The sequence below is a fragment of the Streptomyces pactum genome (assembly GCF_016031615.1).
Lineage (GTDB): Bacteria > Actinomycetota > Actinomycetes > Streptomycetales > Streptomycetaceae > Streptomyces > Streptomyces pactus.
Window position 1 is genome coordinate 3,648,764 of record NZ_JACYXC010000001.1, and the last position, 22,376, is coordinate 3,671,139.

Annotated in this window: 21 protein-coding genes; 15 read left to right on the forward strand and 6 right to left on the reverse strand. The window is 73.2% G+C overall.

Features of this window, described 5'->3' with window-relative positions:
- Window positions 1-16: 16 nt before the first annotated feature.
- The 9 genes from IHE55_RS14440 to IHE55_RS14480 all read left to right on the forward strand — a co-directional run bounded on the left by IHE55_RS14440 (window position 17) and on the right by IHE55_RS14480 (window position 8,665).
- The gene (locus IHE55_RS14440; RefSeq protein WP_197989397.1) at window positions 17-1,162 is read left to right on the forward strand and encodes a 2-phospho-L-lactate transferase CofD family protein; all 1,146 of its coding nucleotides are present in this window, start codon (window positions 17-19) and stop codon (window positions 1,160-1,162) included.
- Between the two features lie 157 nt (window positions 1,163-1,319).
- Window positions 1,320-2,000 (forward strand): HAD family hydrolase, encoded by a 681-nt coding sequence (locus IHE55_RS14445; RefSeq protein WP_197989398.1) that lies wholly within the window; start codon window positions 1,320-1,322, stop codon window positions 1,998-2,000.
- Window positions 1,985-2,968, forward strand: a complete 984-nt coding sequence (locus IHE55_RS14450; protein WP_197989399.1) for a UDP-glucuronic acid decarboxylase family protein — start codon at window positions 1,985-1,987, stop codon at window positions 2,966-2,968. The genes IHE55_RS14445 and IHE55_RS14450 overlap by 16 nt, the downstream gene beginning before the upstream one ends.
- Window positions 2,965-4,083: a glycosyltransferase family 4 protein gene (locus IHE55_RS14455; RefSeq protein WP_197989400.1), complete on the forward strand. Its 1,119-nt coding sequence runs from the start codon at window positions 2,965-2,967 to the stop codon at window positions 4,081-4,083. Before IHE55_RS14450 ends, IHE55_RS14455 begins: the two co-directional genes overlap by 4 nt.
- Window positions 4,080-5,009, forward strand: a complete 930-nt coding sequence (locus IHE55_RS14460) for a phytanoyl-CoA dioxygenase family protein (RefSeq protein ID WP_197989401.1) — start codon at window positions 4,080-4,082, stop codon at window positions 5,007-5,009. Before IHE55_RS14455 ends, IHE55_RS14460 begins: the two co-directional genes overlap by 4 nt.
- Before the next feature lie 40 nt (window positions 5,010-5,049).
- Window positions 5,050-5,913 (forward strand): PIG-L deacetylase family protein, encoded by an 864-nt coding sequence (locus IHE55_RS14465; protein ID WP_197989402.1) that lies wholly within the window; start codon window positions 5,050-5,052, stop codon window positions 5,911-5,913.
- A 12-nt stretch (window positions 5,914-5,925) separates the two neighbouring features.
- Entirely contained in the window at window positions 5,926-6,480 is a 555-nt protein-coding gene (gene rsmD, locus IHE55_RS14470; protein WP_197989403.1) for a 16S rRNA (guanine(966)-N(2))-methyltransferase RsmD, read from the forward strand.
- Between the two features lie 68 nt (window positions 6,481-6,548).
- Window positions 6,549-7,547, forward strand: a complete 999-nt coding sequence (locus IHE55_RS32665) for a methyltransferase domain-containing protein (RefSeq protein WP_197989404.1) — start codon at window positions 6,549-6,551, stop codon at window positions 7,545-7,547.
- 494 nt (window positions 7,548-8,041) lie between these two features.
- Complete coding sequence (locus tag IHE55_RS14480) at window positions 8,042-8,665, forward strand: DUF2269 domain-containing protein (protein WP_232265565.1); 624 nt, start codon at window positions 8,042-8,044, stop codon at window positions 8,663-8,665.
- Window positions 8,666-8,813: 148 nt separating this feature from the next.
- Here IHE55_RS14480 and IHE55_RS14485 read toward each other — a convergent pair whose 3' ends face one another.
- Window positions 8,814-10,058 carry an MFS transporter gene (locus IHE55_RS14485; protein WP_197989405.1) on the reverse strand — a complete coding sequence of 415 codons (1,245 nt, stop codon included), beginning with the start codon at window positions 10,056-10,058 and terminating at the stop codon, window positions 8,814-8,816.
- A 154-nt stretch (window positions 10,059-10,212) separates the two neighbouring features.
- On the opposite strand from IHE55_RS14485, the gene IHE55_RS14490 reads away from it, so the two are divergent.
- Complete coding sequence (locus tag IHE55_RS14490; RefSeq protein WP_197989406.1) at window positions 10,213-10,680, forward strand: MarR family winged helix-turn-helix transcriptional regulator; 468 nt, start codon at window positions 10,213-10,215, stop codon at window positions 10,678-10,680.
- Between the two features lie 354 nt (window positions 10,681-11,034).
- Window positions 11,035-11,490, forward strand: coding sequence for a GNAT family N-acetyltransferase (locus tag IHE55_RS14495; RefSeq protein ID WP_197989407.1), 456 nt, complete (start codon window positions 11,035-11,037; stop codon window positions 11,488-11,490).
- Between the two features lie 487 nt (window positions 11,491-11,977).
- Here IHE55_RS14495 and IHE55_RS14500 read toward each other — a convergent pair whose 3' ends face one another.
- Window positions 11,978-12,787, reverse strand: coding sequence for a TetR/AcrR family transcriptional regulator (locus tag IHE55_RS14500; protein ID WP_197989408.1), 810 nt, complete (start codon window positions 12,785-12,787; stop codon window positions 11,978-11,980).
- Between the two features lie 548 nt (window positions 12,788-13,335).
- Entirely contained in the window at window positions 13,336-14,730 is a 1,395-nt protein-coding gene (locus tag IHE55_RS14505; protein WP_197989409.1) for a serine hydrolase domain-containing protein, read from the reverse strand.
- 257 nt (window positions 14,731-14,987) lie between these two features.
- Here IHE55_RS14505 and IHE55_RS14510 point away from each other — a divergent pair, with 257 nt between their 5' ends.
- The 4 genes from IHE55_RS14510 (at window position 14,988) to IHE55_RS14525 (ending at window position 18,151) form a co-directional block, all read left to right on the forward strand.
- Complete coding sequence (locus IHE55_RS14510) at window positions 14,988-15,476, forward strand: MerR family transcriptional regulator (protein WP_197989410.1); 489 nt, start codon at window positions 14,988-14,990, stop codon at window positions 15,474-15,476.
- The gene (trxA, locus tag IHE55_RS14515; RefSeq protein WP_197989411.1) at window positions 15,473-15,847 is read left to right on the forward strand and encodes a thioredoxin; all 375 of its coding nucleotides are present in this window, start codon (window positions 15,473-15,475) and stop codon (window positions 15,845-15,847) included. The genes IHE55_RS14510 and trxA overlap by 4 nt, the downstream gene beginning before the upstream one ends.
- Window positions 15,848-16,137: 290 nt before the next feature.
- Window positions 16,138-16,896 carry a sulfite exporter TauE/SafE family protein gene (locus IHE55_RS14520; protein WP_197989412.1) on the forward strand — a complete coding sequence of 253 codons (759 nt, stop codon included), beginning with the start codon at window positions 16,138-16,140 and terminating at the stop codon, window positions 16,894-16,896.
- A 529-nt stretch (window positions 16,897-17,425) separates the two neighbouring features.
- Window positions 17,426-18,151, forward strand: a complete 726-nt coding sequence (locus tag IHE55_RS14525) for a dienelactone hydrolase family protein (RefSeq protein WP_197989413.1) — start codon at window positions 17,426-17,428, stop codon at window positions 18,149-18,151.
- Window positions 18,152-18,271: 120 nt separating this feature from the next.
- Here IHE55_RS14525 and IHE55_RS14530 read toward each other — a convergent pair whose 3' ends face one another.
- The 3 genes from IHE55_RS14530 to dnaB all read right to left on the reverse strand — a co-directional run bounded on the left by IHE55_RS14530 (window position 18,272) and on the right by dnaB (window position 21,998).
- Entirely contained in the window at window positions 18,272-18,706 is a 435-nt protein-coding gene (locus IHE55_RS14530) for a VOC family protein (RefSeq protein WP_197989414.1), read from the reverse strand.
- A 316-nt stretch (window positions 18,707-19,022) separates the two neighbouring features.
- Window positions 19,023-19,358, reverse strand: coding sequence for a hypothetical protein (locus tag IHE55_RS14535; RefSeq protein WP_197989415.1), 336 nt, complete (start codon window positions 19,356-19,358; stop codon window positions 19,023-19,025).
- A gap of 126 nt (window positions 19,359-19,484) precedes the next feature.
- Window positions 19,485-21,998, reverse strand: a complete 2,514-nt coding sequence (gene dnaB, locus IHE55_RS14540; protein ID WP_269671492.1) for a replicative DNA helicase — start codon at window positions 21,996-21,998, stop codon at window positions 19,485-19,487.
- Between the last annotated feature and the right edge of the window lie 378 nt (window positions 21,999-22,376).

Genomic DNA, 22,376 nt, shown 5'->3' on the forward strand with positions numbered 1-22,376 from the left:
GAGTAAGGGGAAGTCAGTGAAAACAGTCGTGTTCGCCGGTGGGACGGGTACGAAGTCGATCGCCCACCAGTTGCTCCGCGCCGGCGGACAGGCGGCGTTCGTGGTCAACGCCTTCGACGACGGGCGCAGCACCGGCGCGGTCCGGCGTGCCCTGGGCACCCTGGGCCCGTCCGACATGGGCAAGGTGGTCGCCACGCTCGCCACCGGGACACTTCCCGGGGTGGCGCGCTGGCTCTCGCTCCGCGTACCGGACGAGGTGTCCCGGAGCGCCCTGGCGCAGTGGGCGCTGAGCAGCCTCGGCAGCGGCGCGGCGCCGTCCCTGGTGGGCAAGCAGCTGGCCGAGTACGTCGATGCCTTCGCCGGGCTCGGCCCGGTCGCCGACGGCAGCCTGCCGCTGTCCGACATGGCGCTGCGCAATGTCGTGATGGCGGGCGCCCGCGCCTACCACGGCGAGGGCTTCCAGCGTGCCCTGGACGAGCTGTACGAGCTGCTCGGCCTGCCCGCGCGGGTGATCACGGTGACGGAGGAACCGCTCCACCTGACCAGCATCCTCACCGACGGCCGGGTGCTGTTCCACGAGTGGCAGGTCTGCGAGCGCGCCGACCGGGCGCCGGTGGACCGGGTCTGCTTCCTCACCGCCGAGGACCGCGCGGAGCTGATGGACGCCGGCGGCCCCGGGCTGGTCGGAGAGGTGGAGGCCCGGTCCCGCCGGCCCCGGACCACACCGGCGGCCGAGAAGGCGATCGCCGCGGCCGACGCCGTGGTCTGGGCGCCGGGAACGCTCTTCTCCAGCCTGGTGCCGACAGCGGCCATCGCCGGGCCGATGCTGCGTACCGCCGGAGCCCGGCGGCGCGTCATGATCGCCAACCTCCGCCAGGAGCAGGAGGCGATCACCGTGGCCGGCAGCGCGCTGGCCCTGGCGCGGGCGCAGCGGCCGGACACCGAGCCGGGTGAGCCGTCCCCGTACGACGCCGTGGACGCCGTGCTGTGCGACGTCCGGCAGCAGGGGGCGGGCGGGTACGCGTGGGGCGACGTCATCCCGGCCGGCCAGGTCCCGGACGACGCGCGTTGCCGGTTCCGGTTCGCCCCGCTGGAGGCACGCCCCGGCATCCACGACGGTGACGCGCTCGCCCGGGAGATGGCCGATGTCCTGGCAGGGTGAGCCGCCGCCGGCGACTCCGCGGGCCGGGACCGCGGCGGCCGGACCCGGACGGTCCGGCGGCCCCCGCCCGGCGAACGGCGCCGGCCGAACGGAGCGCCCGGGGCGAGGTGTTGGCCGGGGGGACGGTCCGGGGCGGGGGGACGGTCCGCGCCCCTCGGTGCTGCTCGACTTCGACGGACCGGTGTGCACCCTGCTGCCCCAGGACCGGCTGCCGGTGCTGGCCGGACGGTTCACCGACGTCATCCGGGCCCGGGGCATCCCGGTCCCGGACACCCCGCCGCTCCGCGCCGACCCGCTGGAATCGCTGCGGTTCGCCGCCGGGACCGGTGATGCGGACCTCACCCGGGCACTGGAGGACATGATGTGCGCGGTGGAGGCCGAGGCGGCCGGGGAGGCCCCGGCCACCGACGGTGCGGCGACCGCCCTTCGCGACCTGCACGCGGCGGGCCTGGCCGTGGTGATCGTCAGCAACAACGCGGCCGAGGCGATCCGCATCCACCTGGAGCGGGTCGGCCTGGCGCACTGCGTCGCAGCGGTGGTCGGTCGGCCCTACGCCCGTCCCTGGCTGATGAAGCCCAGCCCTGCCCCGGTCCGCAGGGCCCTCTCGCTGCTGAGCGCCGACCCGTCCGGCTGTGTGCTCATCGGCGACTCGGTCAACGACGTCCAGTCCGCGACGGCGGCGGGCGTCCGGTGTGTGGGCTACGCGCCCGACGGCGGCGGCCGGCTGCTGGCGGCTGGAGCAGATGACGTGATCTCCCACATGGGAGACGCCTTTCACGCGGTGGTCACGGGTCCGCGCAGAGGAAATGGGAGTAACCAGACATGGCAAGAACTGTAGTAACCGGTGGCGCGGGCTTCGTGGGGTCACACCTGTGCGACCGGCTCATGGCCGACGGGCATCACGTGGTGTGCGTGGACAACTTCATCACCGGCTCGGTGGACAACGTCGCTCACCTCGCCGGCTCCGGGAGGTTCGAACTCGTCGAGGCGGACGTCTCCCAGGGACTGGCGGTGGACGGCCCGGTGGACGCCGTCCTCCACTTCGCCTCCCCGGCCTCGCCCGTCGACTACCAGAAGTTCCCCGTGGAGACGCTGAAGGTCGGTTCCTTCGGCACCTTCAACGCGCTGGAGCTGGCCAAGGACAAGGGCGCCCGCTTCCTGCTCGCCTCGACCTCCGAGGTCTACGGCACGGCCCTGGTCCACCCGCAGCCGGAGAGCTACTGGGGGAATGTGAACCCGGTCGGCCCCCGGTCGTGCTACGACGAGGCGAAACGATTCGGGGAGGCGGCGACCGCCACCTACCGCGAGCGGTTCGGTGTGGACACCGGCATCGTCCGGATCTTCAACACCTTCGGGCCGCGGATGCGGACCGACGACGGCCGGGCGATCCCCAACTTCATCGGCCAGGCGCTGCGCGGCGAGGACATCACGGTGAGCGGCGACGGCACCCAGACCCGGTCCATCTGCTACGTGGACGACCTCGTGGAGGGCATCGTCCGGCTGCTGGACAGCGGCCTCCCCGGCCCCGTCAACATCGGCAATCCGTACGAGATATCCATGCTCGACCTGGCCCGCTGGATACAGAAGCTGACCGGCACGGACGCCGAACTGGTGCACGTTCCCCGGCCCCAGGACGACCCGGAGGTCCGCCGGCCCGACATCTCCTACGCCGAGCGGGAGCTGGGCTGGACACCCCGGGCGCCGGTCGAGCAGGCGCTCGACGACACCATCACCTGGTACCGGGACCGGCTGACGGCCGCGACGCCGTCCGGCGAGGGCGGCGTACCCGACGGATCGCACCGGTGAGCGCGGGCACGGCGGCCGTCGCGGGGCCGCCCCCGGGCGACCGGCTGCGCATCGCCCAGGTGTCCACCCCGCACGAGAGCACTCCGCCGATCGCCTACGGCAGCATCAACCGCATCGTGGCCGATCTGACGGACGAACTCGTCTCCCGCGGCCACGAGGTGCACCTGTACGCGACGGGCGACTCCACCACGCGCGGCGTGCTGCACGCGCCGTACCCCCACCCCGACCCGGACTTCGTCAACGTGGGCCAGGACTGGATGCACGCGCTCGGCAGCATGCGCGACATCACCGGCTTCGACGTGGTCCACAACCACAACCTCTTCACCGGGCAGGCCCTGAGCTTCCTCGCCGGCTGCCGCGTCGCGCTGACCACCGCCCACTTCTTCACCTACCGCGACCACGACCTGATGAGCCGGACCGGCCCGGCCAACTACGTCGTGCAGTCGCGGTCCCAGCAGCACCGGATGCGGCACCTGAACGTGGTGGGCACGGCGCAGCCGGGCATCCGCGTGGAGGAGTACCCGCTGGGCCGCGGCGACGACGGCTACCTCCTGGTCCTCGGGCAGATCGGGGACCACAAGGGCGTCCGCGAGGCGATCGGGGTGGCCCGCCGCGCCCGGCTGCCGCTGATCATCGCCGGCCCGGTGCCGCCGTGGCACCAGGAGTACTTCGAGCGGCAGGTCAGGCCCTGGCTCGGACCCGACGTCCAGTACGTCGGCGAGGTGGGTGGCGACGTCCGCCTGGAACTGCTGCGGCGGGCCCGCGGCGTCCTGATGCTCTCCAAGGGCCCGGAGACGTTCGGGCTGGTGTGCGTCGAGGCCATGGCCTGCGGCACCCCGGTCGTCGTCACCGGCCGCGGCGCCCTGCCGGAGGTCGTGCGCCACGGCGTCACCGGTTTCGTGGCCGACACCGAGGAGGAGCAGTGCGCCGCGGTCCACCGGCTCCAGGAGATCGCACCGGACACCTGCCGGGCCCATGTGGAGGAGAACTACACCGTCGGTCACATGACGGACCGGTACGAAACGATCTACCGGGCCCTGCTCCCGACGGCATGGGAGGCCTCCGCCCCGGACATCGGTCCCGCACCCCGACCCGAAGGAGCACCCACGCCATGACCACCGGAACGACCCCCGGAAACTCCCCGATGACCACCGACCACAGGACCACCGGCATGACCACCGACGGGAAGAGCGGCATGGACCAGAGCATGGCCATCGACACCGAGAAGCTGGACGAGGACGGTTTCCTGCTGCTGCCGGCATTCCTCGGCGGGGACGAGCTCGGTTCCGTCAACAAGGCGGTCGACGATTTCTACGCCGCCCGTGCCGAACGGGGCGAGCGGGAAACCGGCAGCCGGAGCCAGTGGCGCACCTTCGTCAGCGGCCCCTTCTACCACGAGCCGCTGGACGACCTCGCCTTCCGCCCCGTCTACGCGGAGTGGGCCCGGCGGGTCCTGCGCACCGACGACGTCCGGATGACGAAGTACAACGTGTGGCGCAAGACCGGCGGTACCGCGAACTACGACCAGCCGTTGCACCGCGACTACCGCGACCAGGACCTGCTCACCCCGCTCAGCGCCGCCGCCCCCTACCAGATCGCCTTCCTCACCTATCTGGACGACGTGACGCCGGGCAACGGCCCGACGGCCGTGGTGCCGCGGAGCGCCGCCCCCGCCATCGCCCCCGAGATCACCGAGCTGGACCGGGAGCAGCGGGCCGAGGTGTACGCCCGGGAGATCCGGCTGGACGCCGCCGCCGGCGACACCCTGGTGCTGCCCACCGACACCTGGCACCGCGCGACCGACATCACCGACCACGGCGCGGTGCGGACCATGTTCACCGTCATGTTCCGGCGTGCGGACGCGGAGTGGTGCGGCCAGCGCAGCTGGCCCAGCTACGCCCACGAGAACGGATTCCAGCGGCTGGTCGGCCGGCTGGACGATGCGCAGCGCCGGCTCCTCGGATTCCCTCCTGCCGACTGGAGCGGCTGGACCGACGAACTGCGGGACGCCCTCGCCCGGCGGTACCCGGGCCGGGGATGACCGGGACCGTGACCCGACGACGGAACAGGAGCACTCGAAGGTGACCACGGCAACGCGTCCGCCGATCGATGCGGCCGCCCTGATCGAGGCGATCGGACCCGGCCGGCGGGACCGGCCCTGGCTGTTCGTCTCCCCGCACCTGGACGACGGTGTCCTGTCGGCCGGCGGAGTACTGGCCGCGGCCCGCCGGGCCGGGGTGGACACGGTGGTGGCGACCGTCTTCGCCGGTACCGCCACCGGGCCCGTCACCTCCCCGTTCGCCACCGAGCTGGTGCGGCTGTGGGGCCTGGGCACCGACGACCCGGTCGGCGGGCGACGCGCGGAGGACCGCGCGGCGCTGGCCGAGGTGGGTGCCCGCCCGGTCCACCTGCCGGTACCCGACGCGATCTTCCGGACCACCGCGGGCACCGGCGAGGCCCTCTACCCGACCGTGGAGGCGGTCTTCGCCGGGGCGCCGCGCGGGGACGACCCGGCGATCCGGGAGGTGCGCCGGGAGCTGGCGGCGGTGCTGGCCGCGCTGGAGCCCGCCGTGGTGGTGGGGCCGGCCGGGATCGGCGGGCATGTGGACCATGTGCTGGTCCGCGACGCCGTGACCGCCCTCGCCGGAGCCGACGGCCCCGTCCTGATGCTGTACGAGGATCTGCCCTACGCCGCAACCGGCCGGACCCCGGCCGCCGGCCTCACGGCGCTGCCGGTCTCCTTCACCGAGGCGGACTGGGACGCCAAGGCCGCGGCGGCCGCCCGTTATGTCTCCCAGCTCCCGGCCGTGTGGCCGGAGGCGGACGGGCTGGCGGAGCTGCGGGCGCGCGCCGAAGCCGTGGGCGGCGACAGCACGGGGCCGGCGGAGCTGCTGTGGTGCTCCGAGGCCGCCCACGCCCTTGTCCTGGGGGACCCGACTGTATGAGATCCTCGAAGAGTGTCGAGGGTCATCGCAGGCAGCCGGGGTAGCCGGCGCATTTCCGTCCCGAAGGGCTCGGAAACGCGTCCCACGGCGGAACGTGTCCGCGAGGCGGTCTTCTCCACGTTCTACTCCTTGACCGACATGGACGGAGCCGAGGTTCTCGACCTGTACGCGGGTTCCGGCGCCATCGGTATCGAGGCGGTCTCCCGCGGCGCCCGGCGCGCCGTGTTCGTGGAGAAGTCCCGGCAGGCCATTCCAGTTCTGCGGAAGAACATCGAGGACCTCGATCTCACCGATTCCTGCGACATTGTCATCGGCGATGTGGGGGGCTGGCTCTCCTCGGCCGCGGCCGACCGGAAGGACGTCGTCTACATCGACCCGCCCTATCACCGGCCCGTCCACGGGGATCTCGTCGCGCTCGTCGAAAGAGGGTGGCTCGCCGGTCATGCGGTCGTGGCGGTCGAACACGCCCTGCGGGACGCTCCCGTGGAATGGCCGGAGGGTTTGGAACCGCTGAAAATGCGGCGTTACGGTAATACAGCGGTCTCCTATGCTCGGTTCGAGGGATAAGAATGCTCAGGGACATCGATATGGCGGCCCCGGTCCGGGACCGCATTCACCTCGAAAGCCTCCCGGGTGTGGTGGACCGCCTTCTCCAGCACTGCCACGACATCGGCGCCCCGGCGCTGACGAACATCCGCCGCACCAGTGATTCGGTGCTCTTCGACTTCGACGGCACCCTCGACCAGTTGCTGCCGCTGCGGATGTTCTCCACCCTCTCGGTCGTGCTGGACGAGTCCGAGCACGCCCGGGAGGACGGCTTCGCGGACGCGCTGGCCGGGCTGACCGAGTCGGCCGAGCACGGGGTGATCGCCCGGCTGTCGGGCCCGCCCGCCTACCGGGTGGACGACATCGAGGGGCGCGGCGTGCTCATCGAGGGCGTCGGCGCCCGGCTCGGCTGGCAGAACGACCCCAGGGCCTGGGACGTCAACATCTCCGAGCACGGACGCTTCGTGCTGGCCGAGATCGGCGCCATGCACCGGTCCCGCCGGTACCCGAAGCTGCACCGCATCCCGGCGTCGGTCAACCCGGTGGTCGGCAGCCTGCTGGTGCAGCTGGCCAAGCCGGAGGCCGACGACACGGTCTACGACCCGTTCTGCGGGTCCGGGACCCTGCTCACCGAGGTCGCCGCCATCGGCAAGGGTGCCCTGTTCCTGGGCACCGACATCGCGCAGAAGGCCCTCGGGGTGGCCCGGCTCAACCTGGAGCCGCTGGGGAAGCCGTATCTGCTGGCCCAGGCCCGGGCCGAGGCGCTGCCGCTGCCCGCGCAGTCGGTGGACCGGGTCATCTCCAACATGCCGTTCGGCAAGCGGGTCGGCTCCCACCAGGTGAACAGCCTCCTGTACCCGCGGTTCCTGGGCGAACTGGCCCGGGTCCTGCGGCCGAAGGGGCGGGCGGTGCTGCTCACCGAGGACAAGCGGCTGTTCCAGCAGGCGGTCCAGGAGACCCGCCGCATCCGGGTGATCAAAGAGGTCCAGGTGACCAGCGGGGGTCTGCACCCGACCGCCTACGTCGTGGAGTACACCCAGAAGTCCCGCCGGATGGACCGCCGCAAGAAGCGCCTCGGCGAACGCTGAGCGCGCGCCGTGCCGCACGGCCCGGAGCGGCCCGGCCGGAGCCCGTGGCCGCGGTGCCGGCGAGGGCGTGTGTGCGGGGCGCGGCCGCGCTGCCGGGCGCCCGGGAAGCCGGGGGCGGGTGCGGGCTCGTGCGCGGTGCCGGTGCGCCCCCCCGTGAGGCGGGGGTGCGGTGCGGGCTCGTGCGCGGTGCCGAAGCACTCGCGAGGCCGGCCGTACGGGTCGCGTCGTCGGGGCGTCGTGGCCGTCCTGACGGGCGGGTCCGATGGGCGTCCCGACAGCCATGGCCGGCAGGGCCGTCGTGGCCGCCCTGACAGCCGTGACCGGGCAGGGCCGGCGGTCCGGTCCACGGCGGGCAGCGGTGATCGGCAGGGGGCCGGCGGTCCGGTCGCGCCCGGCGGCCGGGAGGGGCGGGTACCGGGTACTCACATCCGCGTACCGCCGGATACTCCCGCGGGAAGACGCGGCCGGGGCGCCCCCGGCGCGACCGTGGGGACATGCAGCCGAACGCGAACCGACCGACCGACATCGCGGACCGCGCCGATCACCGACCGACCGACGTCGCCGACCGCGCCGACCGCCGACCGCCCTGGCGCGGCGCCCAGCTGTCCCGGCCCGCCCGCCGGGCCTTGCTGGCCGGCCACATCGCCGCCTCCGTGTCCTGGCTCGGCCTCTCGCTGTGCCTGCTGGTCCTCGGCATCACCGGGGCGGCCACCGACTCCCCCGGGACCGGGGCCGCGGCGTACCGCGCCATGAAGATCTTCGGTGACTGGCTGATCGTGCCGGTCAGCCTGCTGACGCTGACCAGCGGCGTGGTGCTGTCCCTGGGTACGCCGTGGGGGCTGGCCCGGTACCGGTGGGTGTGGACCAAGTTCTGGCTGACGCTGGCGACCACCGGGGCGTCCATCTTCGCGCTCCGGTCCGGCATCGATCACGCGGCGGCCGAGGTGGACCGGCTGCGGGCCGGCGAGGCGGTACCGCTCTTCGCGGACCTGGTCGCCGCCCCCGCGGTCTCCACCAGCGCCTATCTGTTCATGACGGTCATCTCGGTACTCAAGCCGTGGGGCCGGACCGCGCGCGGGCGCCGGCCCGGCCCCCGCACCACGGCCACGACCACGTGACCGGCTTCGCCACGACCACGACCACGACCACGGCCACGGCGTCGTGACCGGCCCTCCTCACCTCCGCCGGGGCCCCGGCCGCCCCCGTGCCGGTACGGGTCTCCCCGGGGTGCCGGCCCCGGCCGCCGTGCCGGCGCGGGAGGCCGGGTCAGCGGGTGGTGACCGCGGCCGTCTCGTCCGCCGGCCGGTTCGCCGCCGGGTGCGCGGGGCCGGCGGGACCGCCGCCCGCCACCAGCCGTCCGCCGCGGGCGGCCCGGCGCTCCAGGCGGGTGGCGTAGCCGGTGATGCCGATCGCCGAGACCGTCATCAGCGCGCCGACCACGTTGACGGCCGGGTAGCCCAGGCCGCCGGCGATGACCAGCCCGCCGAGCCAGGCGGCGATCGCGTTGCCGAGGTTGAAGGCCGCGATGTTGCCGGCCGAGGCCAGCGTCGGCGCCGCGGCGGCCTGCTCCATGACCCGCTGCTGGAGCGGCGGCACGGTGGCGAAACCGAAGACACCGATGAGCACCAGCGTCACCACGGCGGCGCCCTTGTGGTGGGCGGTGAAGGTGAATAGGGCCAGCGACGCGGCGAGCCCGCCCAGCGAGGCGTACAGCATCGGCATCGGCGCCCGGTCCGACAGGCGCCCGGAGACCAGGTTGCCGACGAACATCCCCACCCCGACGGCGGCCGTCAGCCAGGTCACCGACGACTCGGAGAACCCGGCGACCTCGGTCATCATCGGTGCGAGGTAGGTCACCGCCGCGAAGACGCCGCCGAAGCCCAGCACGGTGATCAGCATCGCCAGGCCGACCTGCGGGTTGCGGAAGACGGCCAGTTCACTGCCGAGCCGGGAGGCGGCCCGCTCGCGCTGCGCGGGGACCAGCCCGGCGACCCCCAGCAGGCCGATCACCCCGAGCCCGGCGACCGCCAGGAAGGTCACGCGCCAGCTGAACTGCTGGCCGAGCCAGGTGGCGAGCGGCACCCCGACCACGTTGGACAGGGTCAGCCCGGTGAACATGGTGGCGAGCGCCGCGGCCCGCTTCTCCGGGGCGACCAGACCGGCGGCGACGATCGACCCGATCCCGAAGAAGGCGCCGTGCGCGAAGGAGGCGACGACCCGGCCGGCGAGCAGCAGGCCGAAGGCCGGGGCGACGGCGGTGAGCGCGTTGCCGACGATGAAGATCCCCATCAGCAGCAGGAGCATCTGCTTCCGGGTGAGCCGGGTGGCGAGCAAGGTCATCAGCGGTGCGCCGAGGACGACGCCGAGCGCGTAGAGGGTGGTCGCGTATCCCGCCAGCGGCACCGAGACCCCGAAGTCGTCCGCGACCTCGGGCAGCAGCCCCATGATCACGAACTCGGTGGTACCGATGCCGAAGGCGCCGATCGCGAGTGCCAGCAGGGCGAGGGGCATGAGGAAGCCCTCCATGTAATTGCACGTAGATGTTTGCTGCGTGCGACGATACTTGCGTACGCCGCCTATCGGCAAGTACGTCTATTTCGCTCTGACCTATCCTTGACGTACGGCTTCGGCACCCGCCGGTGGTGCGACACCCGAGGAGGCACCCATGCCGCAGACACCGGACACCCGTCCCGGGCCGCCGACCCTGGCCCGTGGCTGGTGCGCCCTGTCCTCCCTGCACGGGCGGATCGAGTCCCACGTCGAGCGCGCCCTCCAGGCCGCGCACGGGCTCAGCGTCCGCGAGTTCTCCGTGCTCGACGTGCTCAGCTACCAGCACGACGGCGACGGCGGCCACCTCCAGATGCACCAGCTCGCCGACGCCGTCGTGCTGAGCCAGAGCGCCACCACCCGGCTGGTCGGGCGGCTGGAGGACCGCGGGCTGCTCTCCCGCTACATCTGCCCGACCGACCGGCGCGGCATCTACACCGATGTCAGCGAGGCCGGGCTCCAGCTCCTCGAAGAGGCCCGCCCGACGAACGAGGCGGCGCTGCGGGAGGCCCTCCGGGAGGCCGCCAAACGCCCCGAGCTGGCTCCGCTGGTCGCCGTGGTGGAGTCGCTGGACCCGCCCGCGTAACCGGACCCGCCGCCCGTCGGGTCGCCGGATCGTCGGTCGCCGGACGGTCGGTCCCGGCCGCGGCTGTCGACCCGTGGCCGGGAACCGTGACCGGCGCCGCGCTCCGGCCGCGCCCCGGCACCCGCCGTGCCGCCTCCGCGCTGCTGCGGGCCGGTACGGTCCCCCACCGCCGGCCCCTGTCGCACGCCGGCCGGGCCACCGGGCCGGCACGGCCGCCCCACCACCGCCGAAGCCACCGGCACCACCGGAGTGACCCTGGGAGCCACCGGGGTACCCGGCGCCACCCGGGCACCCCGGCGGCAACGGGGCTCCCGGTGCCGCGGTCACGCCGGCCGTACCGTCTACGCTCCGCCCATGAGCGACTTCGAGATACGCCCCGCCACGGCGGACGACCTCCCCGCGATCGTGGCGATGCTGGCCGACGACCCGCTGGGAGCCCGCCGGGAATCCCCTGACGACCTCACCCCGTACCGTGCCGCCTTCGACCGCCTCGCCCAGGACCCGAACCAGCGGCTGGTGGTCGCCGTCCACGAGGGCCGGACCGTCGGCACGCTGCAGCTGACGATCATCCCGGGGCTGTCCCGGCGCGGCGCCACCCGCTCGGTCATCGAAGGCGTCCGCATCCACGCCGATCACCGGGGCAGCGGCCTGGGCACCCTGCTGATCGAGTGGGCCGTCGAGGCCTCCCGCCAGGAGGGCTGTCACCTGGTCCAGCTCACCTCGGACGCCACCCGGACCGACGCCCACCGGTTCTACGAACGTCTCGGGTTCGAGGCGTCGCACGTCGGATTCAAGCTCGCGCTGACCTGACCTGACCCGTCCCGGCCCGGGACCGGACCGGGCACGCCCGGCCGCGGCTCACTCGGGCGTGAATCGCCAGCCGGGTTCACCCGGACGCGAGCCGCCCGGCCGCGGTTCACCCGACGCGAATCGCCCGGCCGCGGTCGCACGGCCGAGGCCGAGGCGGGGGCCGATGCGGCGGAACCGTCGCCGTCCGCTGTGCGGACGAGCCGCCGGCTCCGGAGCGACCAGCGGGGGCCGGCCGGGCCCCGGGAACGGCGGGGCGTGCCTCCAAGACCTTCCACCCACGCAGGTGACATAACGTCACCCACCTTGTCGGGCAACGCCGTTGGTGCCGTACGACGCTCCCGGCGCCCCATCGCCGACACTCCGGAACCGGAACGGCGGACCACGCCGGCGGCCGTCGCCGGGGAGTCCACTTGTCACGAAACAGACCCGTTCGACCGGCCGGGCGGGCGGCGGGCCGGAGGGTGCCCCGCCCCGGTGACCGCTCCGCTCAGGCGGACGACGCGCCGTCCTGTCTCACCCGTCTGCGGTGCGCCTTCTGCCGGCATGCGGCACCGCAGAACCGGGCCGGCCGGCCGGTGCGCGCGGGTCGCATCGGCCCCCCGCACACCTCACAGGTCCACGGCCGGGTTTCGTTACGGAATCCGCTCCCGGTTCCGTTACGTGGGCTGTGCGACTGACGGGGTTTCGTCACGATGGACCGCTGGGGCGGCAGGGACGCGTCCGTGTCCCGCCCCGGTCGGCGCAGACCGTCGCAGACGATCGCCACCGCTCTGCCCGGACCGCCGGCGGTCGACCGGTGCCGCTCCATCACCAGCGCACCGACCAGCAGGGCCTTGATGTCGGCGATGTCCGCGTCGGCCCGCACCGCGCCCGCCTCCTGAGCGAGCGTCAGCAGCACCTCCAGGGCGGCACCCAGCTCCTCCAGGGCGTCGCTGCGCCACCGGTAGGGCGCCTCGGTGAGTGCGCCCAGCGCCTCACGCAGCGCTTGGTCGGCACACGACCTCTCCACAACTCCGGTCAGGAAACCGAAGAATGCTCCGGCCGGGTCCGCCGACCGGGCCAACTGGCGTGCCTCCGCGGCGAATCTCCGTACCGACTCCTCCACCACGGCCTGGAACAGACTTTCCTTGGACGGGAAATGCCGGTAGACCGTACCCGCGCCGACCCCGGCGCGCCGGGCGATCTCTCCCAGAGGGACCGTCAGCCCTCCCTCGGCGAAAGCCGATCGGGCCGCATCGAGCACGCGGGCCCGGTTCCGTCTGGCGTCGGAGCGAAGCGTCTCGTTCTCGGCCGTCACCTACGGGCCTCCTCGGCGGAGCACGAACAACCGGAGTATCGGCTCCACATCGTCCAAGCGGGTGGGGTATCTCAATTCTAGGCGGAAAGAAACCGCGAGAGAAGCGGATCGAGAAAGTCCGCTTCCGGTCGTTCTCCGTTCCGCACGAGTTCCGCGAGAGACGGAAGAAGCCGAAGGACCGCCCGAGCGCTTCCTGCCCGGGTGCGGGCCGGCTGCGGTAGGGGCGCACGGGCCGCCTGCCCGGGGCGCGGCGCAGCCGCCAACGGGCCCCGGGGCCGGGAGCACGGCGCGCCCGGAGTGGGACGTACGGGCTCCGTGGCGCCGGCCGGCGGCGACGGGACCCGCACGGAACCCCACCGCTCCCGCTCCTCCGCCGGCTCGGGTCCGGCGGGGCGCGCCGGACCCGAGCCGGCGTCAGCCCGCCTTCCGCCCCCTCACCACCGGTGGGCCGGACCGGTCCCGGGCGCCTCCGTCCCTGAGCGCGCCGGTCCGCTCCGCTCGTGGGCACCTCGGTCCCGGCCCCCGCGCCGTTCCGTCGGGCCGCCCTGTCACAGGGCGCGCCAGCCCTCCGGGTCGACTCCGCCCGGGATGAGCTCCCCCGGTCCGTACGGCTGGCGGGTGAAGACGAACGAGCCCACGTCCAGGTGGGTGTCCGGCGCACCGAAGCCGCCCTCTCCGGGGACCACCCGCAGCTTCTCGCCGTCGTAGTAACCGTCCAGGCCGGTCCAGGTGCCGTCCGGTTCCGCCCGGAACCGCGCGCTGCGGGCGGACGGCCCGTCCAGCATCGTCAGTTCCAGCTCGCGGTCCGCGCGCAGCCGCAGGGCGAAGGCGGAGGTGCCCCAGAACCAGAGACCGGTCAGCGCCAGCAGATCCGGGTCCACCTCGGTCAGCGGCTTCCACGGCTCCGGGATGCGTGGCTCCCGTTCGGCGACGATCCCGATCAGGTCGGCGGCGGTGGCCCCCACCGCCGGGCCGGACGTGGCGTTGGCGAGCACGATCGCGGCGAGCCGGTCCCGCTCGCTGATCCACAGCTGGGCCAGGAAGCCCGGCATGGAGCCGCCGTGGCCGAACAGGTCCCGCCCGCCGGACCGGACCAGCTGGATGCCCAGCCCCCAGTCGCGGTCCCGGTCGCGGTCCGGCACGGCGGTGGCGGTGCGCATCTCGGCGAGCGTGCTCGCGGAGAGCACCCGGTCGTCGCCGTCGAGGAGGAATGCCGCCCAGCGGCCCAGGTCGTCGGTGGTGGACCAGAGCTGGCCGGCCGGGGCCATCCGGCCCGTCGCGGTGGGCGGTTCGGACAGCAGCACATCGGCGAACGGGTGCACCGCCCAGCCCCCGGCGTGCGGTGCCCGCGGCTCCGGGGTCGTACGGTGCATCCCCAGCGGCCCCAGCACCTCCCGGCGCAGCACCTCGTCCCACGGCGCGCCGCGCACCTCCTCGACGACCGCGCCGAGCAGCGCGAACCCGGGGTTGGAGTAGTGGAAGCGCCGCCCGGCCGGGTGGAGCAGGGGCGGGTCGCCGAGGAGATCGGTGATCTCCGGCCGGAGGTCACCGGGGGTCCGCTCCCACCAGGGCCCCCGGGTCTCGGCGGCCAGCCCGGAGGTGTGGGTCAGCAGCTGTGCGAGGGTGAGGTCGGACGCCACCGCCGGCTCGGGCAGGTGGCGGCCGAGCGGATCGTCGAGGTCGAGCAGCCCCTCGTCGCGCAGCCGCAGGACCAGCACGGCGACGAAGAGTTTGGTCAGCGAGCCGATGCGGTACTGGGTGTCGCCGTCCGGCGCGTGCCCGTCCACACAGCTGCGCGTCCCGGTCCACACCGTGCGGCCGTCCCGGACGACCGCGGCGGCCAGCGAGGGGGTGCGGCCCCGGGACTGCGCCACGGCGATCCGGTGCAGCAGGGCGCGCCGGGTCTCCGGAAGCAGCTCGGTGAACGCGTCATCAGTGGTCATGGGCGCACCCTATGGCGCGGCCCGTGCGCTCCGGCAGGCCCGTGCGCCCCGGCAGCCGGCCGGGGGCGCACCGCCCGCCCGGCGGAGGTCCGGGCCCGTAGGCCGGCGGATGCCCGGGCCCGCGGGGCGACGCCCCCCGCACCCCTCCGCCTCTCGGCCCCCGCCCCGCCCCGCCCCGGCAGGCCGCCCGTGACCCCGCCACGGCGGCGGAGCCGGCGGCTGGCCTTGCCGTCCACGTCAAGGTCTACCGTCGGGGCATGCGGATCGGAGAGCTGGCCGAACGGGCGGGGACCACCACCCGCACCCTGCGGCACTACGAGTCCCTGGGGCTGCTTCCCGCCCGCCGCGCGGGGAACGGCTACCGCACCTACGGCGAGGAGGACCTGCGGCTGGTCCGGGAGATCCGGACCCTGCAGAGCTTCGGCTTCGAGCTGGAGGAGACCCGGCCGTTCGTGGAATGCCTGCGCGCCGGGCACCCCGCGGGCGACTCCTGCCCGGCCTCGCTCGATGTCTACCGGCGCAAGCTGGCCGAGATCGACGCGTGCATGGACCGGCTCGCCCGTATCCGGGAGCAGGTCGACGCCCAGCTCGACCAGGCGGTACGGGCCCGAGCGGCACTGGACGCCGCGTCCCGCGCCCCGGCCGGCACCGAACCGCTCTGCGAACTCACATCCAACCGAACGCGTGTTCCGTTGCCCGGTACGAGCCGGCAGCGGGCCACCCACCCCGAAGGAGCCGACAGATGACGGCAGCAGCAACGTCGCGGATCGCGGCGGCCCGGGCACCCGGGACCTCGCGGCCGGTGCAGGCCACCGACGCCACCTTCGCCCAGGAGGTCCTGGAGTCCGACCGACCGGTCCTGGTGGAGTTCACCGCCGCCTGGTGCGGCCCGTGCCGACAGCTCGGCCCGGTCCTCACCCGGATGGCCCAGGAGGAGGCCGGCCGTCTGAAGGTGGTGACGATCGACGTGGACCACAATCCCGCGATCACCGTCGCGTACGGGGTGCTGTCCACCCCCACCCTGATGCTCTTCCGCGACGGCGAGCCGGTGCGCTCCATGGTCGGAGCACGCTCCCAGCGCCGGCTGCTCGAAGAGCTCTCCGACGTCCTGACCTGAGCGTTTCCTCCACCTGAACTCCTCGACGCGGCCCCGACGTCAAGTGATCACTTGGGGTTCTGCAAGGAAACCCGAGGATTGACTTGGGTTTTCCCCGTGGACGACGATCGGTGCGGGCCCAGGCGGCAACCCGTCCAGCCACCTCACCACGGCAGTCCGGACCTGCTGAAGCGGTTGGACGGGTGCCGACCACGGCGGTAACCCTCCGGGGTGCCGACCGGGCCCCTCATGCTTGGGTACGACCGGAGCCCCGGTCCGCACCCGGGGAAGCGTCGTCGGAAGGTGTCGGTGTGGAAGCACTGGAGTTCGCGGCCATCGGCGCCGCCGGGATCGCGGCCGGCGGGATCAACGCGGTGGTCGGGTCCGGCACCCTCATCACCTTCCCCACCCTGCTCGCTCTCGGCTACCCGGCCGTGGTGGCCAATGTGTCGAACAACATCGGGCTGGTTCCCGGGGCACTCAGCGCCGTCCACGGCTACCGCCGGGAACTCAAGGGCCAGCGCAACCGGCTGATCCGCTGGGGTGCCGGCTCGTTCCTCGGTGGCCTCACCGGCGCCCTGCTGCTCCTCGCACTGCCGGACAAGACCTTCGACGCGGTGGTGCCGGTTCTCATCATCATCGCCTGCGTCCTGCTGCTGCTCCAGCCACGCCTGAACCGGTGGATGAAGGAACGGCAGAGCTCCGGGCGCCGCCAGGACGGCGGGGTGCCCATGTGGTGCGGCGTCCTGGGCACCGGCGTCTACGGCGGATACTTCGGCGCCGCCCAGGGCGTGCTGCTCATGGGGCTCTTCGGCAGCTTCCTCCAGGACGACCTCCAGCGGCTCAACGCCGCCAAGAACGTTCTCTCCGCCATCGTCAACGGCGTGGCCGCCGTGGTCTTCATCGCGGTCGCCGACGTGGACTGGGCGGTGGCCGGGGTGATCGCCGCCGGATCGATCCTGGGCGGGGCGCTGGGAGCCCGGGTGGGACGCCGGCTCTCCCCGACCGTGCTGCGCGGCGTCATCATCACCGTCGGGGTCACCGCCGCGATTCTGATGACCGTCCGCTGACCCCGGCCGGCGGCCCGCCTCTTGCCGAACATCCCGGCCCGCTCGTCACCGCGACCGGGCCGGGCCGTTGTCGCGCCCGGCGCCTCGACCGGGGCGGTGTTTCACGTGAAACGCGCTCCGCCTCGCTTCTCCCCGTCCCCGGTTTCACGTGAAACGCGAACACACCGGCCGTACCGCTCCGAGCCCCCGTTTCACGTGAAACCGCGATGGCGACCACCCGCGTCCGGCGCCTGCCAACCCGTGGGGCAGCATCCGCACCCGCCCGGGATGCCCGACTCCGCACACATCCCCGCCGACGCCACGGCGTCGCCTTCCGTCCGCCACCCCCTCGACGGCCCACGGCTCGGAGCGGCGACCCGGGACGGCCCCCGATGCCACGCGACACCACCGAAGCCACGACGACACGACGGACGCAGCACAGACCTGGCGACCGGGCACCGGTCGTGGTGCCGGTCCGTTCGCCTCCGGCGTTCTGCCGGCAGTGAAGAACAGCCCGGCCGGAACCGGCCCGTCACTACAGTCCGGTCCCATGACGACGGTCACCACCCGCACGGTCGCGTATCCGGCCGACGGCCTGACGATGCTCGGGCACCTCGCACTCCCCGCCGGCACCGGGCCCCGGCCCGCGGTCCTGCTCGGCCCCGAAGGGCCCGGCCTCAACGACGTGCAGCGCCACCGCGCCGATGCCCTCGCCGAACTCGGCTATGTGGCGCTCGCCTTCGACCTCCACGGCGGACGCTGGTTCACCGACCCCCAGGAGATGCTGGCGCGGGTGACCCCGCTGCTCGCCGACCCCGACCGGATGCGGGACATCGGCCACGCGGCACTCGACGTCCTGCGGGCCGAACCCCGTACCGATCCCGACCGGATCGCCGCCATCGGCTACGGCACCGGAGGCGCCATCGCCCTGGAGCTGGGGCGGGCCGGCGTCGACCTGCGCGCGATCGGCACGGTCAACGCGGTGACCACCGGCCGACCGGGCGAGGCCGCCCGCATCCGGTGTCCCGTGTGGGCCGGGGTCGGCTCGGAGGACCCGATCATGCCTCCCGAGCAACGCGAGGCCTTCACCGCCGAGATGCAGGCCGCCGGCGTGGACTGGCGTCTGGTGGTCTACGGCGGCGCGGAGCACGCCTTCCACCATCCCTCGGTCGAGCACACCGTGCTCCCCGGCGTGCGCCACCACCCGCTGCACGCCGAGCGGGCCTGGCGCGACATCGTCAACCTGCTCGCCGAATGTCTGCCCCTGACGGAGTGAGCCGCGCCCCGGCCACCGTCCTGGGCCCGTTTTACGGCCTTAGGCCGAAGGGCGTTCACCGCCCTTCGGCCCGGACCCACAGGCCAGGACCGCTCCACCGAGCCCCCGCGGCCGGGCCGGTCAGTCCAGGCAGAACTCGTTGCCCTCGATGTCCCGCATCGTGATGCAGGACTCGTTCTCCTCATCGGCGGGCAGCAGCTCGCCGCGGACCGCGCCGAGCTCGACCAGGCGCGCGCACTCGGCTTCGAGTGCGGCGAGGCGCTCCTCACCCACGAGCCCGGTGCCGACCCGCACGTCGAGATGGACGCGGTTCTTGACGACCTTGCCCTCGGGAACCCGCTGGAAGTACAGCCGCGGCCCCACCCCCGTGGGGTCGGCGCAGGCGAAGTCCGCGTCCCGGCGCTCGGGCGGCAGCGAGTCGTTGTACTCGTCCCAGCCGGCGAAACCCTCCGGCGGCGGTGGCACGACGTATCCCAGCACCTCACACCAGAAGCGGGCGAGACGCTCGGGTTCCGCACAGTCGAAGGTGACCTGTACCTTCCTGATCGCTGTCATCGGCCCACCCTAGCGACGCCCGCCCCGGACCGTCACCGCCCCGCCGCCGAGCGGGCGCCGTAAGTCCCCCGTACCCCGGCCGGTGTTCCCCCGCGCTCGCGGCGGCGCTCCTGTAGGCTCTCGCCGCTCTTGCCATTAAGCGTTGCGTTGACCGGCGATTTTTCGGGCTGCCTCACGCTGTTCCCACCTGCTCCTGTCTCAGGGCGGCTGGCATTTCCTCGCGGCTGGCATCAGAAGTCAGGGCGGACTCGTTCTTCGGCAAGCGGTGAACTTACGATTGCGCGGCCTCGAAGGCTCCTCGCAGCTGGTCGCAGGCTCATGGCATGGGGGTGAATCCCGCTGATTGGTCGAGCATGAAGGGTGTCCCAGCGCTCGTCGGATTCCAGCCCTGCGCTCGTGCCTCGCGGATGCTCGCGGCGACGTCAGCCGGCCGGATGGGCTCTGCCTCGACGTCGAACCAGTTGCTGGGATGCGGCTGCCCACTGGTGACGACCAAGGTCGTGCCGGGCTGGTCGGCACCGGCGATTTCCACCGCGAAAGTCAGCGGCATCCAGCACAGCCCTTGCATGTAGGAGGGCTTCCTGCGGATTCGCCAGCGGTACTCGGTCTCGTCGACGGTGATCCGTCGGGACCTCTTTTTGTTCAGCGCCATCACGCCCCCTCTCCCGTCTCGGACTGTAATGCCCCGTCCTTGACCCGTCCCCTGATATTCCTGACGGCAGCTACGACCCCAGCCTGAGATCAGGACACGAAATCTGAGGCCCTGCAAACCCGCCGGTCAGGTCTGGGCCATGTCCACGAAGCGGGAGTAGTGGCCCTGGAAGGCGACCGTGATCGTGGCGGTCGGGCCGTTGCGGTGCTTGGCGACGATCAGGTCGGCCTCGCCCGCGCGGGGCGACTCCTTCTCGTAGGCGTCCTCGCGGTGGAGCAGGATGACCATGTCGGCGTCCTGCTCGATGGAGCCGGACTCGCGGAGGTCCGACACCATCGGCTTCTTGTCGGTGCGCTGTTCGGGGCCTCGGTTCAGCTGCGAGAGCGCGATCACCGGCACCTCCAGCTCCTTGGCGAGCAGCTTGAGGTTTCGTGACATGTCGGAGACCTCCTGCTGTCTGCTCTCGGGCCGGCGGGCGCCGCCGGACTGCATCAGCTGGAGGTAGTCGATGACGACCAGCTGGAGGTCGTTGCGCTGCTTCAGGCGGCGGCACTTGGCGCGGATCTCCATCATCGACAGGTTCGGGGAATCGTCGATGTAGAGCGGCGCGGCCGACACGTCCGGCATCCGGCGGGCGAGCCGGGTCCAGTCCTCGTCGGTCATGCTGCCGGAGCGCATGTGGTGCAGCGCCACCCGCGCCTCGGCGGAGAGCAGTCGCATGGCGATCTCGTTGCGCCCCATCTCCAGCGAGAAGATGACGCTGGGCAGGTTGTTCTTGATCGACGCCGCCCGGGCGAAGTCGAGCGCCAGGGTGGAGTTGTGTGTCGGCACCATCGCCCGGGTGGCCAGGTACAGGTGGTCGGGGTTGTCCACCTGGACGCAACGGACCGGGACACCGGCGACCGGCCGCACCGCGGTGATCACGCGCCGCCGGGGGGCCTCCGCGCGCTGCAGCTCGGCGTGGGCGCGCCGGTTCCGCTCCGTCCCGAAGACGTCGCCGTCCGGGGTGAACGTCACGGTGTACGCGGCGGACCCGCCGTCCGCCCCATCCGGTGCCTTCGGGGCGGAGCAGCGGTGGCCGAGGCTGACGACCAGCTCGTGGAACCCCTCGGCGAGCTCCCGCCCGGCGGTGAACCGCACCGCCCCGCCGTCCAGGACCGTGCCGCGGCTGTCCAGGAGTCCGGTGAGCAGCTCCCGGCGCTGGGCGGCGGAGGCACGGAGGTACTCCTGCGGCACCCGCCCGGTCCCCGGCGCAGCCAGGGCACTCAGCCGCGCCCGGAGATGCTCCGGCACGGCCGGCACCGCCCCGGTGCCGGCCCCGGAGGACGGCCCGGCCGCGGCATCGGTCCGGCCGCCCCCGGTGCGCGCGTCCGCACCGTCGATGGCCTCCCCCTCCGCGCGCCGGAGCACCTCGGGGTCGGTCAGGCCGTCGCCCAGCCAGGCGCCGAGTGTGTAAGGCGGCACCGGCAGGTCCCGGTGCGGGAGGTCCAGCGGGGCCGCGTTGGGCACCGCGGGGTTGCCGCCCCGGCCGGCGGCGGGTGCGCGCAGCACCGCGGCGAGCTGCTCGGTGGTCAGCACCGGTCCGGGGGCCGCCAGGCCGGCGGACGCCCCGCCCGGGGCGGGGGCGTCGGTGAGCCACTGGTGGTCCGCGTCGGCGACCACGGTGGTGCCGTCGTCGAAGACGATCTCGTAGCACGGCCGTCCGGTCATCACGTCGGTGGCCGCCACCACCCGGGTGGGCCTGCCCGCGGCGTCGAGCAGCTGGTCGCCGGGGCGCACCTCGCCCATGGTGGTCCAGCCCGTCGGGGTGGGCAGCGGCGTGTCCAGGGCGAGTGCCTTACCCATCGCCGGACGGGCCGCGATCACGATCATCTGGCCGGGGTGGAGGCCGTTGGTGAGCGAGTCCAGGTCGGTGAACCCGGTGGGAACGCCGGACATCTGGCCGCTGCGGGAGCCGATCGCCTCGATCTCGTCGAGCGCGCCCTCCATGATGTCGCCGAGCGGCAGGTAGTCCTCGCTGGTGCGCTGCTCGGTGACCGCGTAGATCTCCGCCTGCGCCTTGTTCACGATCTCGTCGACGTCGCCGTCGGCCGCGTATCCCATCTGGGTGATGCGGGTGCCCGCCTCGACCAGCCGCCGCAGCACCGCCCGCTCGTGGACGATCTCCGCGTAGTACTCGGCGTTGGCGGCGGTGGGGACGGACTGGACCAGCGTGTGCAGGTAGGAGGCGCCACCCACCCGGGCCAGCTCGCCGCGCCGGGTCAGCTCCGCGGCGACCGTGATGGGGTCGGCCGGCTCGCCCTTGGCGTAGAGGTCGAGGATGGCCTGGTAGACGGTCTCGTGGGCGGGCCGGTAGAAGTCGTTGCCCTTGAGCACCTCGACGACGTCGGCGATCGCGTCCTTGGACAGCAGCATGCCGCCGAGCACCGACTGCTCCGCGTCCAGGTCCTGCGGCGGCACCCGCTCGAACCCCGGACCGTCCCAGCCCCCGTCCTCGCCGTCCGGGGCGTCGCCGGACCCACGCTCACGCCGGGGCCCGCCGTCGAAGGACGGACGGCCGTCGCCACGGCGGTGCCGCGGGGCCGGGAGCCGGTCACCGGGTCCGCTGTCCGCCCACGGGTCGTCCAGGGGCTCGGGCATGCTCAACCCGCCACCTCCTCCCGTCCGCGGCGCGGACTTCGCGGTGCCCCTTCTTCATACGGCACGGCACTGACAACTGGGGGCGCTCGGCTCCGGTCACAGCTCCGGCAGGAGCCCTGTCGCGGCTCCGGCGGGAGCCCCTGGCGAAGCGGCGGGCGCCGCACCACGGTAGGGCCCCGGGGGCCGTCCGCCAATCTGGTTATCCACAGGCCATGTGGACGAAGGGGCGCTTCCTGTGGAGAACGCCGCCGAAGCTGTGCACGACACGGGGGAAACCACTGTGGACAACCCCACACCTGCCCGTCGACCACCGCCCTGACCTGCGCATTTACCATCCAGAGGCTGTGGGGAAGAAAAACTTCCCCAGCCGGCTCAAGA